The organism is uncultured Desulfovibrio sp. (genome assembly GCF_910584445.1).
Lineage (GTDB): Bacteria > Desulfobacterota > Desulfovibrionia > Desulfovibrionales > Desulfovibrionaceae > Desulfovibrio.
The window spans coordinates 22,032-36,885 of sequence record NZ_CAJUBO010000025.1 but is presented as its reverse complement, the minus strand read 5'-3'; the positions used below and the strand labels follow the sequence as shown (position 1 = coordinate 36,885).

Here is a 14,854-nt window from a genome sequence, read left to right as displayed (position 1 = left end):
GCTTCGGGCGGCCAGCGGAAAAACCTCTTTTCCTCGCTGAAAAAACCATAACGGGTTTTAATGAGGCCTGAGCCTAACGGTCAGTCGTCGGCCCGATGACTGCGATGCCGCGCAACGGGCCTGCCGGCGCGTGGGGATCCGTTGCATGCTCAGGCGTCGATTTCACGGCGGCCCGCACGCGCGGGCCGCCGAAAGCGCATCAGCAGTTGACGGGCGCGCCGGCCACGGGCTTGCGGCCGAGCATCATGAAGGCCACAAAGGCCACGATGGCTACGATGACACCGATGATGTTGGCGATGTCAATGGAGATGGCAAAGCCCATGGTAGGCTCGTAGCAGATATAGGACGTGCAGACGGCGGTCATGAAAATGGCCGGCACGGTGCAGATCCAGTGGAAGCGGTCGCGGCGCACGAGGTAGGCCGCGCCGGCCCAGAGCACGATGGTGGCGAGCGTCTGGTTGGCCCAGCCGAAGTAGCGCCAGATGATGGTGAAATCCACCTGGGAAAGGAAGATGCCGATGAGGAACATGGGCACGGCCAGGTAAAGGCGCGGCGCGATGGCCTTCTGCGAATAGTTGAAGGCTTCGGCGATGGTCAGGCGCGCGGCGCGGAAGGCCGTGTCGCCCGAGGTGATGGGCAGGACGACCACGCCGAGGATGGCGAGCACGCCGCCCACGGGACCCATGAGCGCCAGGGAGGCCTCGGTGACCACGTTGCCGGGTCCGCCCGCGGCGATGGCCGCCTGCAGGGCTTCCGGCCCGTGGTAGAAGCTCATGCCCACCGTGGCCCAGACCAGGCCGATGAAGCCCTCGGCCACCATGCTGCCGTAAAAGACGGGCTTGCCGAGCTTTTCATTAGCCATGCAGCGGGCCATGAGCGGCGACTGGGTGGCATGGAAGCCGGACAGCGCGCCGCAGGCAATGGTGATGAAGACCAGCGGGAAGATGGGCAGGCCCTTGGGATGCTGGTTGGCCCAGTGCGCGGAATTGTAGAATTCCGTGCCGCTGACGAACATCATGGTGGTGATGCCCACGGCCATGATGATGAGGATGGCGCCGAACACCGGATAGAAGTTGCCGATGATCTTGTCGATGGGCATGATGGTGGCGATGAAGTAATAGGCGAAGATCACGCACACCCAGAAGGTGAGATTGAGCGAGGCGGGCGTGAGCTTGGCGAGCAGGCCGGCCGGAGCGGCCACAAAGACGACGCCCACCAGAACGAGGAGCACCACGGCGAAGACGCGCATGACCTGCTTGGCGATGTTGCCGAGATTGTAGCCCACGATGGCCGGGACGTTGGCGCCGTTATAGCGCACGGAGAGCATGCCGGCCATGAAGTCGTGGACCGCGCCGGCGAAAATGGTGCCGATGACGATCCAGACCAGGGCGGACGGTCCCCAGAGCGCGCCGAGGATGGGACCGAAGACCGGTCCCACGCCGGCGATGTTCAGCAACTGGACGAGCCAGACTTTCCATGTGGGCATTTCCACATAGTCCACGCCGTCAGCCATGGTTTTGGCCGGAGTGGGCCGTTCGGGCTGGGTGCCGAAGACTTTCGACACGATGCCGCCATAGACGATGTAGCCCACGATGAGGGCCGCCGTCGCCAAAACGAAATACAGGGAATTGGGCATATCCTTACCCTCCTGAATGGACACGCCTGAACAGGACGCCGCCGCGCGGGAACCCCATTTCCCGCGGACCGTAAGGCTTCATTATGAAGCTTCGCAACGGCTGTCAATAACGGAACGCGGAAAACGCGGGAACAAGGGGAGGAACGGACCCCCGCGCGGGCGGAAAAAAGCGGGGCGCCCGAAAACCGGCGCCCCGTCCACGACTTCAGGCCAGCGCCGCGCGGCCAAGCTCCGCGGCCGCCAGATTGGCCGCCTGGATCCTGGCGGGCAGATGGCGGCGTATGGCGGCGGTCAGGGCGTCAAAGTCCAGCGGCAAAAGGCCGGAGGCGCAGGCCGCGCCCAGAAGCGCCGTGCCCCCGCTCTGCACCGAGCCTGCCTCCCTGCCGAGGCTGCGGCAGGGCAAAAAACAGTGCCGGTCCGCAACGGCCGCCACTTCGCGCCGGATGCGCTCCATGCCGGGATAGGTCGCCTGACCGAGAGCGACACTGAGGGGAACCAGCGGGTCGCTGCTGGAAAAGACCGCGCCGCCGCGCCGCAGGTAGGGCAGCCCGCGCAGGGTCTCCAGCGGCTCGAAGCCAAGGAGGACATCCGCCTCGCCGTGATCCACGCGGGGCGAGCGCCAGCCGCCGAGCAACAGGGCGGACTCCACCACGCCGCCGCGCTGGGCCATGCCGTGCACTTCGCCGCCAACGGCTTCAAGACCGGCGTCCAGAGCCGCCCGTGCCAGCAGATTGGTGGCCGTCAGCGTGCCCTGGCCGCCCACGCCGACAAAATAGATGCGCAGCCGCGCTTCGCGTGCTTCCGTTTTCATTGGCTCTCCGCAGGAAAAAACAAGGTTATGGTATACTTTTTGATTGATGACGCGCCTGTGCTGTGTGGTTAATGCCGAAATTCTCCGTCAAAAACAGCTCCTTCGAGGCTGGCTGCGTCAGAGAAAATTTTTCTTGGTCGAGTACATGAGTACACTCCCTGCGAAAAATTTTTTCTTCCTTGCCAGCCTCGAAGTATCTTATTTTTTAGGATTCTTTCGGCACCAGCATCCGTCTGTCGCTCCGCTCCAGACGGAACGTGGAATATCCGTCAACCGCAGTGTATACCATAAAAAAAACAAAGGGCGCGGGACCCTCTCCGTCAGGCCCGGTTCCGCGCGCGGAAAACGCCCGGCGCCGCCTGAAGGCAGAACATGCAGCCCGTGCACAGGCTCTCGTCCACGGACACCTCATCCCCGTTGCGGCAAAAGGCCGGGCAGGCCAGTTCCTCAAGGCAGCGCACGGCCTCCGCGCCCTGGCGGACCACTTCCGCCACGCGGGGGCGCCCCTTGCCGAGCCTGCGCCGCGCATAAAGCACGCACGGCTCCTCGGCGATGAGCACACGCACCCCGGAAAGCGCGCCCAGCTCCTCGAAGGCCGCCGTGAGCGCCGCCAGATTGGTGGCGCGCACCTTGCGGCAGTGCTCCACGCCCAGGGCGCGGACAATGGATTCTATGTCCAGATGCGCCGCCGCCTCGCCGAGCACTTCCTGCACCATGCCGGGATTGGGCTGATGCCCGGTCATGGCCGTGGTGCCGTTGTCCAGGATGACCACGAGGATGTCATGCCGGTTGAACACCGCGTTGGCAAGGCCCGTCATGCCGGAATGGAAGAAGGTGGAATCCCCGATGAAGCCCAGCACCGGGCCGCCCGAGGCGCGGGCGTAGCCGCTCCCGGCCGAGATGGACGATCCCATGCAGACGAGAAAGTCCGCCGTGCGCAGCGGCGGCAAAAGCCCGAGCGTGTAACAGCCGATGTCGCTGGAATAGACCGCCGTGTCCCCGAACGTCCTGCGCGCCGCATAATAGACGGCGCGGTGCGCGCAGCCGGGGCACAGGTTGGGCGGCCTGCCCGGCAGGGCCTCGCCCGCGGCAGCGGCCGGGGCTTCCGGCTCGGGACGCCCGAACCAGCGCGCCAGACGCCTGCGTACCAGATCGAGGGAAAATTCGCCAAAGCCCGTCAGTCCCGCATCCTTGCCGGCGATATGCGCCGCAAGGCCGCGCTCCTGCGCCAGGGCGCGCACGTCCCGCTCCAGCAGGGCCGCGCCTTCCTCCAGCACCAGAACTTCGTCACACCCGGCAAGAAAGCCCGCCAGCAGCTCCGCCGGCAGGGGCCAGGTCATGCCCAGCTCCAGCACGGCCGCCGCCCCTTCTAGCCCGTCGGCGTGGAGCGCATCCGCCAGATAGTTGCGCGCCGGGCCGCTGACGATGATGCCGCGCCGGGGTCCGCGCTCCGTGCCCCGGGCGGGCCGCACGCTGTTGAAGGGGCTTGCCTCGGCCACGGTCCGCGCCCGTTCCATCTGGGCGTCCAGCGCGCGGTGGCGGCGCAGCGCCACGGCGGGCACGGGCACGAAGCGGCCCGGCTCGCGGCGCATGGGCGCGTGTTCCGCGGCGGCGGGCAGGGCGCCCAGCGTCACCGGGCCGCGCATGTGGCTCACGCGCGTGGTGGTACGCAGCATGACCGGCTGCTCCAGCTCGCGGGCAAGACGAAAGGCGGCCACGGTCATGTCCCTGGCCTCCTGCGCCGACGCTGGCTCAAAGCACGGCACATGGGCCGCGCGCGCGTACTGGCGGTTATCCTGCTCGTTCTGGCTGGAATGACAGCCGGGGTCGTCCGCGCTCAGGAGAACAAGACCGCCGGGCAGCCCCACATAGGCGGCCGTGAAGAGCGGGTCCGCCGCCACATTGAGCCCCACATGCTTCATGGTCACAAGGCACTGCGCCCCGCCCAGGGCCGCGCCCGCGCCGACCTCCAGCGCAACCTTTTCATTGGTGGAATATTCGACGGAAAAGCCGGGATCACGGCCGGAGGCGGCCAGTTGCGCCCGCAGCCGGGCAAAGGTGTCCGGCACCTCGGAAGACGGGGTGCCCGGATAACACGTCACCATATGGACGCCCGCTTCCAGGGCGCCGCGCACGATGGCTTCGTTGCCCAGGAGCAGATGACGTTCGCCTGGGGCGTCGCGCAGGAGTGGGTCCACGGCAGTCTCCGGCCCGGCGCGCGGGCGCCGGGATCGATGTTGGCCTTCCCGAAACGGAAACGGCGTACGGTTCAGGGCCGCGCGGCTTCGCCGGCCGGCGCCGCGGGGGCATCCTTGCGGCCAAGCTCGGCCGCCAGCGCGTCGGCGCGGGCGCGGAAATACGCCGCTTCGGGCGTCTTCACCTCTTCCGCCAGGCTGCGGTAGGTCGCGGCGGCAAGCTCCGTCTGCCCGGCGCGCGAGGCCGCCTCGGCGAGCATCTGCCGCAGCTGGACCGAACGGCGCGACTCCGGCAGGCGCGCTTCCAGCTCCTGGAGCAGGGCCAGGGCCTGGACATTCTCGTTCTGCATGAGCAGGCTGCCCACGCTGCCCAGGGCGGCCGTGAGGCCGAGGGCGCCGTCGCCGTCGAGCTTGGCGGCCCTGGCATAGGCATCCGCGGCCAGGACCGGGTCGCCGTTTTCCTGGGCGCTCTGGCCGAGGCTCATATAGATGAAGAGCTTGGTGCTGTCCGGGGCATCGGCCGCCAGCCTGGAGAGCGCGGCGTCGCGGTCCTTGCCCTTGAGCTGGGCGTTGATGCGCGCAAGCTCCTGGCGCGCCTCCTCCTGCTTGCCGGTATGGTACCAGTTCCAGGCGGCCATGCCGCCCAGAGCCAGCAGAAGGATGAGCACGACGCCCGCGATGGCGCCCGCGTAGCGCGTGATGAACCGCAAGAGCGGCGCGCTTTCGGCGCTGACTTCCGCCTGGATGTCACGCAGGAGGGGAGAGGCCGCCTCGTCTTGATTCTTTTGCGGATTCATGTATCTAAACCTCCTCGGGGAGGGGCGCGGGCATCCACGCTCCGGGCCGCCATGGCCCGGCCGGGAGACCCGGTCACATTCCCGTTTCATACGCCAAAGCCGCGCGTCCTGTCAAAGCAAAAGCCCTGCTCCCGTTGCGGGAGCCGTGGGCTGGACGCGCGTTGCCGGAGGGCAGGATGACCTGGACAGCGGAAGATACGAAACAGGTGGAAGAGCTGGGCCTGCGGGCGCGCGCCGCCGCCCGGCGCATGGCCGCGGCCACGCCGGGAGCCAAGGACCGCTTCCTCTCCCGCGTGGCGGAGCTGCTTTGCGAACGCGAAGCCGCCATCCTGGCCGCCAACGCCGACGATGTGGCCCAGGCCCGCGCCGCCGGGCTGGACGCCCCGCGCCTGGACCGCCTGACGCTCACCCCGGCCATCCTGGCGGAGATGCGCGCCGCCTGCCTGCATGTGGCGGAAATGTCCGACCCGGTGGGCGTGACGGAGCGGCAGTGGCAACGGCCCAACGGTCTTCTGGTGGGGCGCATGCGCGTGCCGCTCGGCGTCATTGCCATGATCTACGAGGCGCGGCCCAATGTGACGGTGGACGCGGCCATCCTCTGCGTCAAGGCGGGCAACGCGGTCATCCTGCGCGGCGGCAGCGAGGCCGTGCGCTCCAACCGGGCGCTGGCGGACGCGCTGCGCGCGGCCCTGGAAGACGCGGGGCTGCCCGCCGATGCCGTCCAGCTGGTGGACACCACGGACCGCGCGGCCGTCACCGCGCTCTGCAGGCTCGACACCTGCATCGATGTCATCATCCCCCGGGGCGGCGAAGGGCTGGTGCGGGCCGTGAGCGAAGCCGCGACCATGCCTGTGCTCAAGCACGACAAGGGCGTCTGCCACCTGTATGTGGACGCGGGCGCGGACCTCGGTCAGGCCCTCAGCATCGTGGAAAATGCCAAGACGCAGCGCCCCGGCGTCTGCAACGCCCTGGAATGCCTGCTCGTCCACCGGGACGAGGCCGCGGCCTTCCTGCCCGCCGTGGCGGCGGCTCTGGGCGGCGCCGGGGTGGAGTTCCGGGCCTGCCCGGATTCGCTGCCGCTGCTCGGGCCGACGGCGAGACCCCAGACGCCGGAAGACCTGGGCCAGGAATTTCACGATCTGATCCTGGCCGTGCGCGTGGTCGACGACATGGACGCGGCCCTGGAACACATCGCGCGTTACGGCTCGCGCCACAGCGAGGTCATCTGCACGCGCGACCAGGGACGCGCCCGGCGCTTCCTGCGCGAGGCCGACGCCTCCATGGTGGCCGTCAACGCCTCCACGCGCTTCAACGACGGGGGGCAGCTCGGCCTGGGCGCGGAGATCGGCATCTCCACCTCCAAACTCCACGCCTACGGACCCATGGGCGTCAACGAGCTGACCACGGCCAAGTTCGTGGTCCTGGGAGAGGGCCAGATCCGCCGATGACGGGGGACGCGGGCGCCGCGCCCCCGGGGCGCATCCTCTACGGGGGCACCTTCAACCCCCCGCACCAGCGCCATGTGGACGTGGCCCTCGCCGCCCTGCGCCTGCTGGCCGGCCGCGTGGACGGCGTGGATCTTGTCCCCAGCGCGCGGCCGCCGCACAAGCCGGGCGGGGGCATCCTGCCCTTTGAACTGCGCTGCGCGCTGGTGGAAGCCGCCATTCGGGAGGCCGCCGGCGGCGGAAACGCGCCGGGCGGGCGCCCGCCGCTGCGCTGCAACCGCATGGAAGGCGAGCGGAGCGGGCCTTCCTATACCTGGGACACCCTGACCGCCTTTCGCGCGGCCGCGCCCGGCGTGGAGCCGTATTTTCTCATGGGCGGACAGGACTACGCGCTTTTGCCCACATGGCGCCGGGGTCTGGAACTGCCGGCGCTGTGCCGGCTCGTGGTGGCGCCGCGCGGCAATGTGGCCGATGCCGACGCCTTCCGCGCCGTGACGCGCGCACACTGGCCGGGCGCGCGGGAAGCGCCCCCCCTGCCCGCGGCAGGGCCGGACGCGGCGGACCCCGTCCCGCGCATGCTCCTGCCCGGCGGCGGCGAGACGCTGCTTTTGCCCCTGCCGCCACAGGCGGTGAGCGCTTCGGAGATCCGGGCGGCATGGCTTTCCGGCCATCCGCCGGCGGCCCTGCTGCCGCGCGAGGTCCTGCACCTGCTGGAACAACACAGGGAGGTCGTCACGGCCTCCTGGAGGGAGAACCGCTGACATGCTCAAAGTCGCCCCCAAGGAACTGCGCGAAAACATCGCCCGCGCCAACGGCTACCTGCGCCGCAACGAAGTCACCCGCGCCCTGGGCGCCATGAGCGCGGCCCTGCGGCAGTACGCCGGGGTCCAGCTCATGCGCGGACCCCGCGCCGAAATGGATATCCAGATCTGCGAATTTCTCAACGCCCTCACCCACCACCAGGCCATGCAGTCCCTGCTCGACCCCACCCACAGCGGCAAGCCCAGGAGCATCCCCTACCAGCAGGGCAAGGAGGCGGCCATCGCCACCGTGCTCGAGGGGCTTGCCAAGATCATGGTCAACGAGGCCGAGGAAAAAGTGCGCCGCGAGGCCGAGGCGCGACTGGAGCGCAAGAAGAGCCTCATCGAGACCGGCGTCCAGCTGCTCAACGACGGCCAGTATGCCAAGGGACGCGCCTTCCTCAAGCGCGTGGCCGAGGAATTCAGCGAGGAGGAGGGCATCCGCGTCCAGCTCGGCCAGATCTTCGCGGCCGCGGGGCAGCTCGCGGAAGCCGCGGAAATGTATGAGGAATCCATGGAACACGAGCCGCGCGCTTCCGCCGCCTATACCGGCGCCGTGGCCGCATGGACGGAGCTGCGGGAATATGAACGCGCCGAGAATGTCTACAAGGCCATCCTCCGCACCTTCGGCGGCCACCCCAACACGTTCGGCAAGATGGCAAAGATGTACTGGGACTGGCGCAAGCGCGACAAGGCCGAGGAACTCGCCATCCGCGCCCTCCAGGGCGACCCCGACCAGCCCGAGGCCAACGAGGTGATGCAGGCGCTCTCCTCCCGGCGCTGAGGCGACGGCTCCGCCGAGGCCCCGGACCAGTTGGAAAGCCGGGCTGCCGGAACTCAGGCCGTGGGCCAGACCACGGGCCGGACCTCCGCTTCGCGCGGGCTTTTCGCGGCCAGCGGCGGGGCGGGCATCTCCTCGCGCGCGGCCAGGGGCGCCGCGCCGTCCGCCGGGAGCGGCTCGCGCGCCAGCACGGCCTCGGTGCGCTCGAACAGGTTGGAAATGACCGCGTTGGACACGAGCATGCCGCTGCGCGTGAGCCGCAGATAGCCGTTGCGGATGCGGATCAAGCCGTTTTCGTGCAGGGCCTGGATGAGCCGCTGGTGATCGCGGAGAAAGTCGCGTCCCGTAAGGTCGCGATAGGCCCGCAGGCGCAGGCCGCGCGCCGTCCGCAGGCGCAGCATGATGAGTTCCAGCACGCGCACGCCGGGGGTGAGCACTTCCGGGGCCTGGCCCAGCGCGCCGGAACGCACCCGGCTGTCCCATGCGCGCTGGCTTGCGGGATTCGTCCAGCGGCGGCCGGCGATGGTGGACGTGGCCGACGGCCCCAGACCGAGATACTCCGCGCCTTCCCAATAGCCGAGATTGTGGCGGCACTGGAAGCCCATGCGCGCGAAATTGGAGATCTCGTAGTGGAGGTAGCCCTGCGCCTCCAGAAAGGCCGCGCCCTCCATGAACATGATGTTCTGGTCCCGCTCGGGCGGCTGGGCCAGACGCCCCTCTTCGCACTCCAGCTCCAGCGGCGTGCCCGGCTCCAGCGTGAGTCCGTAGGCCGAGATATGGTCCGGCGCCATGCGTACGGCGTCCTTGAGGGTCTGGAGCCACTGGCGCACGCTCTGCCCCGGCAGGCCCCACATGAGGTCCATGCTGATATTGGCGCACCCCGCCTCGCGCGCGGCAAAGACCGCGTGCATGCTGTCCTGCGCCTTGTGCGGGCGCCCGAGAGTGCGGAGCATGGACTCGTCAAGGCTCTGGATGCCGATGGACAAGCGGTTGACGCCCGCGGCCAGCAGGTCGGCCACGGCGCGCGGCCCGCGCAGGGATTCGGGATTGGCCTCCAGCGTGACTTCCGTCTTGGCGCCGAGCTGGAAGTGGCGGGCCAGGCGCTCCAGAATGACGCCCACGATGCGCGGCGGCAGCAGGCTCGGCGTGCCGCCGCCGAAAAAGACGCTCTGCACGGCGGTGCCGCCGAGCGTGTCGGCGTGGAAGGCCAGCTCCATGAGCAGGGTGTCCACATAGTCGCGGACCTGGGGCGAGGTGGCCGCCTCCACCCCGCGGCCCAGGGGCGTGGAGTGGAAGGCGCAGTAGTTGCAGCGCGTGCGGCAGAAGGGAACATGGATATAGACGAGCATGGCGTGGCCCTGCCGGAGTTTTGCCGCGCGGCGCGGCGATGCGGCGGAAAATGCAAGGAACGTGCCGCGGCGCGGGAGCCTCAGGACCCGGCGCCCGCCGGCGGAATCATGTGGATGGACTCCATGAAGCGGCGCACCACGGCGGGATCGCCCGTATGCTTGGCCGCCTCTTCGCTGAGCTTGCAGGTCTCGTTGAAGAACGGCCAGGATTCGGTGATCTTGGCGGCCACGAGCTTGATGACGATGTTCAGCGGGTCCACGCCGGGAAAATCATGGGTGAAGTGGGTGCCGATGCCGAACGAGGGCTGGCAGACCGGCGCGGCGAAATGCTGGATCTCCACCGCCTGGTCCACGGTGAGCGCGTTGCTGAAGACCACCTGCTTGGTGGCGGGGTCGATGCCGAGCGAACGGTACTTGGCCGCGATCTTTTCGAGTTCCTCGCGGTTGTCGCCGCTGTCCACGCGCAGCCCCTTGAACATGTTGGCGTAATCCTCGGAGAAATTCAGGCTGAAGATCTCCCAGCCGAAGGTGTCATACAGAAAGGTGCCGAGCGAGCCGCGGTAGGTGGACGACCACGCCTTCATGGCGAGATAGTTCGCCATCTGCGGGCCGTACATGCCGCCGATGGCGGCGATGATCTCGTGGGCCATGGTGCCCACGGGCACGAGGTCGTATTTCATGGCAAAATAGACATTGCTCGTGCCGGTGAAGCGGCCGGGACCGGTCGCCGCGGCATCCACCCCGGCAAGCGCCCGGATGGCCGCCTCCTGCGCGGCGAACGACGCGCGCCGGCGCGTGCCGAAATCGCTGAAGATGCAGCCGTTGCGGATCAGGCGCTCGGCCTTGGCGCGCGTTTTCTCCGCAAAGGCGGCGAGGTCCAGCCCGGCATCGCGCCCGGTCATCATGAGGTACAGCTCGGAAATGATGGCGAGCACCTTGACTTCAAGCAGGATGGTAGTGGTCCAGCAGCCCTCGAACTCCACCTGGAGATGCCCCGAGGCGTCCTGGCGCACGCGCGCGAGGCTCGCGTCGTACCGGAAGCCGCGCAGGAAACTGTAGAACCAGTGGGGGATATAGCGGCAACGCCGCTTCATGAACGCGATCTCCTCATCCGTGATGACCACGTCCTCGAGCATGGCGATCTGGCGTTCAAGCTCGCGGCCGAAGCCGGCGGGATAGACCGTGCCCCCCCGGTCGGTGAAGGAATACTTCACCTGGGCGCGCGGAAAATTGTCGATGACCGCGCAGCACATGGTGAACTTGTAGAGATCGTCGTCGGTGAAGTGGGTGATGATCTGTCGCATGGCGTTTTCCGGCGGCGCCCGGAACCTCCCGGCGTCCACGATGCCCCGCCGGCCGTCCTGACAGGCGGCCGCGGCGGCATGGACGCGCGTTCCGCACGCGGGTTGAAGGCAGGCGCGGGCGGACCTGCCGTGAGATCGTGGCCCCGCGCCCGCGGGAGGCCCTACCGGGCCGCGACCGCTTCCACAGGGACCCCGGCGCCGGCGGCATAGTCCGCAAGCGCCGCCCCGCCGTCCAGAGAGGGAGAAAAGGACCCGAGAACAGCAAAGCGCCCGGCGCCCAGCAGTTCCACCCCGTCCCGCAGGGTGGAGAGGACGCAGATGTCCCCGGCCAGGCCGCAGATGTCCACGCGCGTGACGCCCAGCCGCTCCACGGTGGCGAGGATGCGCTCGCGGGCGTCGGCATTCTGGAAAATGGAATATTCCTCGCGCTCGCGCTCCTGTCCCTTGTGGAGCACGACGCAACGGCCCGCCGTCTCGTAGAGCGCGGGCACGAGCGCCGGCCAGAGGGCCGCGCCCACCGTGTCCGCCACGCAGTGACGGGGCCACTGGCCGCCCGCCTCGCGAAACGAGGAATGGTCATAGGGATGACGGTCCGCGGTGACGATCTTGGCCGCATACGCGCCGTCCGCCGCCCGGAGCGCCCCGGCCAGCGCATCCATGGCCGCCTGCGCCCCCGGCACGGGCAGGCTGCCGGTGATGAAATCGAGCTGCGGATCCACGACAAGGAGAAGACGCTGCATGCCGCCCCCCGGGCTGCTGTTGCGGGCGCCGGCCCGCGCGGGAAAACGCGGGCCGGACGGCGCCCTGCTCATGAGTACCCCGCCCCGCGCCCGATGGCAAGCCCGCCCCGGCGCCCCGGGGCCTGCCCCGTCCCGCCGATGACGACGGCGCGGCCCGTCCTCGCCTGCCGGGCGCGAAGCTCCCCGGAAAAAGTCTTTGCAGATGTCCGCATTTGTGCTAGACCCATCTTCAGGAGTACATCATGGACGGCGTTTCCGGCAGCGGCGGCATCAGCTCTGCCCTCTATATGGGCGCGGGCGCCATGCAGGCCCATTCGTGGGGCATGGCCGTCAGCGCGCATAATGTCGCCAATGTCTCCACCGACGGCTTCACGCCGCAGCGCGCGCTCTTCGCCACCGGTCCCGGCGGCCGGGGCGTCACGCTGGACACGGTCCTCCGCGAGCCGCCCCTGGGGGGCGCGGTATCCGCGCCGGACAGGCCGGGAGCATCCGGCGACGTCTCCGCCGCGGCCGGGCTGCCGCCGGAAGCGATGCGCCCAAGTGGCACGGAACTTGCTAAAGAAATGCCCCGTATGATCATCACCCAGCGCACCTATGAGTCCAATGCCCAGACCGTGCGCACGGCTGACGACATGCTCGGCACCTTGCTGAATATAAAAGCCTGATCCCGCGACGGTCTTTCCGGTCACGCCCGGTCACGCGCCCGGCCGTCCGCACCCGCGGCGGCAGCGGCTCCTGCCGTGGCGCTGTGTTTTCCGCGAAGGAACAGACGCGCGGGGTCTCCTGAGTTTGTATGCGCCCGCCCGGCGGGCCGTGGTTCCGCGTGCGGGGTCGTTCTTTTTTTGCAGGGGGGAGAAAACGGATGGGAAAATGTCTGAACCTGTGTGCGCTTGTCCTCGGGTGTGGCCTTGTTTTCGGCTGTGCCGCGCAAAAAAGCGGCGAAGCCGCCGAACAGGCGCGCGCGGAACGCTTTCTCCACTCCTATGAGGCCAGCCTGGACGAAGATCAGGAGCTTGCCGGGCAGAAACTGCTCCAGCACGCCCGTTCGGCCATCGGCACCCCCTATGTGCGCGGCGGCTCCACCCCCGGCGGCTTTGACTGCTCGGGCTTCGTGAGCTGGGCCTTCAAGAATGTGGGCGTCCAGCTCCCCCGCACCGCGCGCGAGCAGTCCGTTGTCGGCGAAAGCATCACCAATATCGAAGACATGCGCGCCGGCGACATCGTGGCCTTCCGCCATCCCCGCCGCGGCTATCATACGGGCATCTATGTGGGCGACGGCAAATTCATCCACAGCCCCCGCAAACGCACCCGCGTGCGGATCAATTCCCTCTCCGACCCCTATTTCAGCAAGACCCTGCTCGGCGCGCGCCGCGTGACCCTCGGCAACGGCGAAAATCTCGTGGCCCAGGCGGAAAGCCGCCTCGGCGCCTATGCCGAAGCCCGGGCCACCCGGAAGAGCGGCAAGAGCGTCGCCGCCGCCTCCGCCAAGGCCGGAAAGTCCGTCACGGCGCAGCGCGCCGCCAAGAGTTCCAGGGTGACGAAGGCCACCGGCAAATCCAAGAACACCAAGAGCCTCACCAAAAAGTCCGGCAAAACCGCCAAAAGCGTGGCTTCCGCGCACAAGACGTCCGGCAGGAGCGCCGCCGTCACGACCGGCGCAAAAAGCGGCAAGAGCAAGGTCTCGGCCGTGGCGCAGAACACCAGGGCCTCCCGCGCGGCGCGCCATGCCGCCAAGCCGGCGCCCAAAAAGAGCGCCCACAAGACCGTCTCCGCCCTGCATGGCAAGAACGGCAGGAACCGCTCCTGAACCGCATCCGCTGTTTTCCCGCCCCCGGGGGCAACGAAAAAACGCGGCCCCGCCGCGTTTTTTCGCATCAGCGCCGGTGAGGGGGACGCATGACTGTCTGTAGCCAGGCGCCCGCTGCCGGCACCGCCGTGCCCGTGGACTTCACGGACGACCTCCCCCCTCTGGGGCGTCTCGCCCCCAGTCCCACGGGGCTGCTCCACCTGGGCAATGCCTGGGCCTTCCTGCTGGCCTGGCTTTCGGCGCGCGGCCGTGGCGGCCGCATCCTCCTGCGGATGGAGGATCTGGACCCGCAGCGGTCACGCCCGGCATTCGCCGCCGCCATTCTGGAAGATCTGGCATGGCTCGGCCTTGACTGGGACGCCGGCCCGGGATGCGCCCCCACCGCCTTGGCCCCGGACTGCGGCCCGTTTGTCCAGAGCCAGCGCGCCCCCGTCTATGCCGAAGCCCTTGCGCGGCTGGAGGCGGCGGGACACACCTATCCCTGCTTTTGCAGCCGCAGGGAGCTGCGGCTGCTGGCCTCGGCCCCCCATCCGGGCGAGGAAGGCCCGGAACGGCCGGACCCCTGCCGCACTCTCGGCGCCGCCGAGCAGCGGCGGCGGCTGGCCGCCGGGCACCATGCGGCCCTGCGGCTGCGCTGCCCCGACGAGAGCATTTCCTTCACCGATGCGGTCATGGGACCATGCAGCTTCAGCCCCGGGGAATTTGGCGGGGATTTTGCCCTGCGGCGCTCGGACGGGGTGGTGGCCTACCAGCTTGCTGTTGCCGTGGATGACGGCCGCATGGGCGTGACCGAGGTCGTGCGCGGGCGGGACCTGTTGCCCTCGACGCCGCGCCAGTTGCTTGTGATGCGTTTTCTGGGGCTGCGGACGCCCCGCTACGCGCATATCCCGCTCCTGCTGGACGCCACGGGCGAACGCCTCGCCAAGCGTCACGCCAGCCTGTCGCTGGCGGCCTTGCGGGCCAGGGGCGCGCGCCCGGAACGGATCGTCGGCTTTCTCGCAAAACTGGCGGGCATCAACCCGGGCGGCGGCGCGGCGCGCCCTTGGGAACTGGTGGGCCGCTTTTCGCCGGACGCCTTGCCCCGCGAAGATTTGCGGGTTATGGAAAACGACATGGACAGCCTGGCGGGAGCCGGGGGGTAAATCCCCGGGTTTCCCGGCTGCGGACCGCGCCGCCGTCCGCACTGGAA

At 68.8% G+C, this 14,854-nt stretch carries 13 protein-coding genes; 6 read left to right on the top strand and 7 right to left on the bottom strand.

What is annotated here, in order from left to right; genetic code table 11:
• Positions 1–199: 199 nt before the first annotated feature.
• From QZ294_RS10345 to QZ294_RS10330, 4 genes are all read right to left on the bottom strand, one after another.
• Positions 200–1,636 (bottom strand): carbon starvation protein A, encoded by a 1,437-nt coding sequence (locus tag QZ294_RS10345; RefSeq protein WP_297050138.1) that lies wholly within the window; start codon positions 1,634–1,636, stop codon positions 200–202.
• Between the two features lie 205 nt (positions 1,637–1,841).
• Positions 1,842–2,447 (bottom strand): indolepyruvate oxidoreductase subunit beta, encoded by a 606-nt coding sequence (locus QZ294_RS10340; protein WP_297050132.1) that lies wholly within the window; start codon positions 2,445–2,447, stop codon positions 1,842–1,844.
• 320 nt (positions 2,448–2,767) lie between these two features.
• Positions 2,768–4,645 carry an indolepyruvate ferredoxin oxidoreductase subunit alpha gene (gene iorA, locus QZ294_RS10335; RefSeq protein WP_297050127.1) on the bottom strand — a complete coding sequence of 626 codons (1,878 nt, stop codon included), beginning with the start codon at positions 4,643–4,645 and terminating at the stop codon, positions 2,768–2,770.
• 71 nt (positions 4,646–4,716) lie between these two features.
• Complete coding sequence (locus QZ294_RS10330) at positions 4,717–5,439, bottom strand: tetratricopeptide repeat protein (protein ID WP_297050120.1); 723 nt, start codon at positions 5,437–5,439, stop codon at positions 4,717–4,719.
• Positions 5,440–5,615: 176 nt separating this feature from the next.
• Here QZ294_RS10330 and QZ294_RS10325 point away from each other — a divergent pair, with 176 nt between their 5' ends.
• Genes QZ294_RS10325 through QZ294_RS10315 form a run of 3 tightly spaced genes read left to right on the top strand, consistent with a single transcriptional unit; the run spans position 5,616 to position 8,468 of the window.
• The gene (locus QZ294_RS10325) at positions 5,616–6,887 is read left to right on the top strand and encodes a glutamate-5-semialdehyde dehydrogenase (protein ID WP_297050115.1); all 1,272 of its coding nucleotides are present in this window, start codon (positions 5,616–5,618) and stop codon (positions 6,885–6,887) included.
• A complete protein-coding gene (locus tag QZ294_RS10320; RefSeq protein ID WP_297050110.1) occupies positions 6,884–7,645 on the top strand; it encodes a nicotinate-nicotinamide nucleotide adenylyltransferase in 762 nt (253 codons plus the stop codon). The genes QZ294_RS10325 and QZ294_RS10320 overlap by 4 nt, the downstream gene beginning before the upstream one ends.
• A gap of 1 nt (position 7,646) precedes the next feature.
• Positions 7,647–8,468, top strand: a complete 822-nt coding sequence (locus tag QZ294_RS10315) for a tetratricopeptide repeat protein (protein WP_297050106.1) — start codon at positions 7,647–7,649, stop codon at positions 8,466–8,468.
• A 53-nt stretch (positions 8,469–8,521) separates the two neighbouring features.
• Here the strand turns inward: QZ294_RS10315 and hemW are convergent, their stop codons facing one another.
• The 3 genes from hemW to QZ294_RS10300 form a co-directional block, all read right to left on the bottom strand.
• Positions 8,522–9,814, bottom strand: coding sequence for a radical SAM family heme chaperone HemW (gene hemW, locus QZ294_RS10310; RefSeq protein ID WP_297050096.1), 1,293 nt, complete (start codon positions 9,812–9,814; stop codon positions 8,522–8,524).
• Between the two features lie 80 nt (positions 9,815–9,894).
• Complete coding sequence (gene pncB / locus QZ294_RS10305) at positions 9,895–11,118, bottom strand: nicotinate phosphoribosyltransferase (protein ID WP_297050089.1); 1,224 nt, start codon at positions 11,116–11,118, stop codon at positions 9,895–9,897.
• A gap of 161 nt (positions 11,119–11,279) precedes the next feature.
• Positions 11,280–11,858, bottom strand: coding sequence for an isochorismatase family protein (locus tag QZ294_RS10300; RefSeq protein WP_297050085.1), 579 nt, complete (start codon positions 11,856–11,858; stop codon positions 11,280–11,282).
• A 242-nt stretch (positions 11,859–12,100) separates the two neighbouring features.
• Between QZ294_RS10300 and QZ294_RS10295 the strand changes: the two genes are divergently transcribed.
• The 3 genes from QZ294_RS10295 (at position 12,101) to gluQRS (ending at position 14,807) form a co-directional block, all read left to right on the top strand.
• On the top strand, positions 12,101–12,523 hold the full coding sequence (locus tag QZ294_RS10295) for a flagellar basal body rod C-terminal domain-containing protein (RefSeq protein ID WP_297050082.1): 423 nt from the start codon (positions 12,101–12,103) through the stop codon (positions 12,521–12,523).
• A gap of 197 nt (positions 12,524–12,720) precedes the next feature.
• On the top strand, positions 12,721–13,665 hold the full coding sequence (locus QZ294_RS10290; RefSeq protein ID WP_297050077.1) for an NlpC/P60 family protein: 945 nt from the start codon (positions 12,721–12,723) through the stop codon (positions 13,663–13,665).
• An 89-nt stretch (positions 13,666–13,754) separates the two neighbouring features.
• Positions 13,755–14,807: a tRNA glutamyl-Q(34) synthetase GluQRS gene (gluQRS, locus tag QZ294_RS10285; protein ID WP_297050073.1), complete on the top strand. Its 1,053-nt coding sequence runs from the start codon at positions 13,755–13,757 to the stop codon at positions 14,805–14,807.
• The last annotated feature ends 47 nt before the right edge of the window (positions 14,808–14,854 follow it).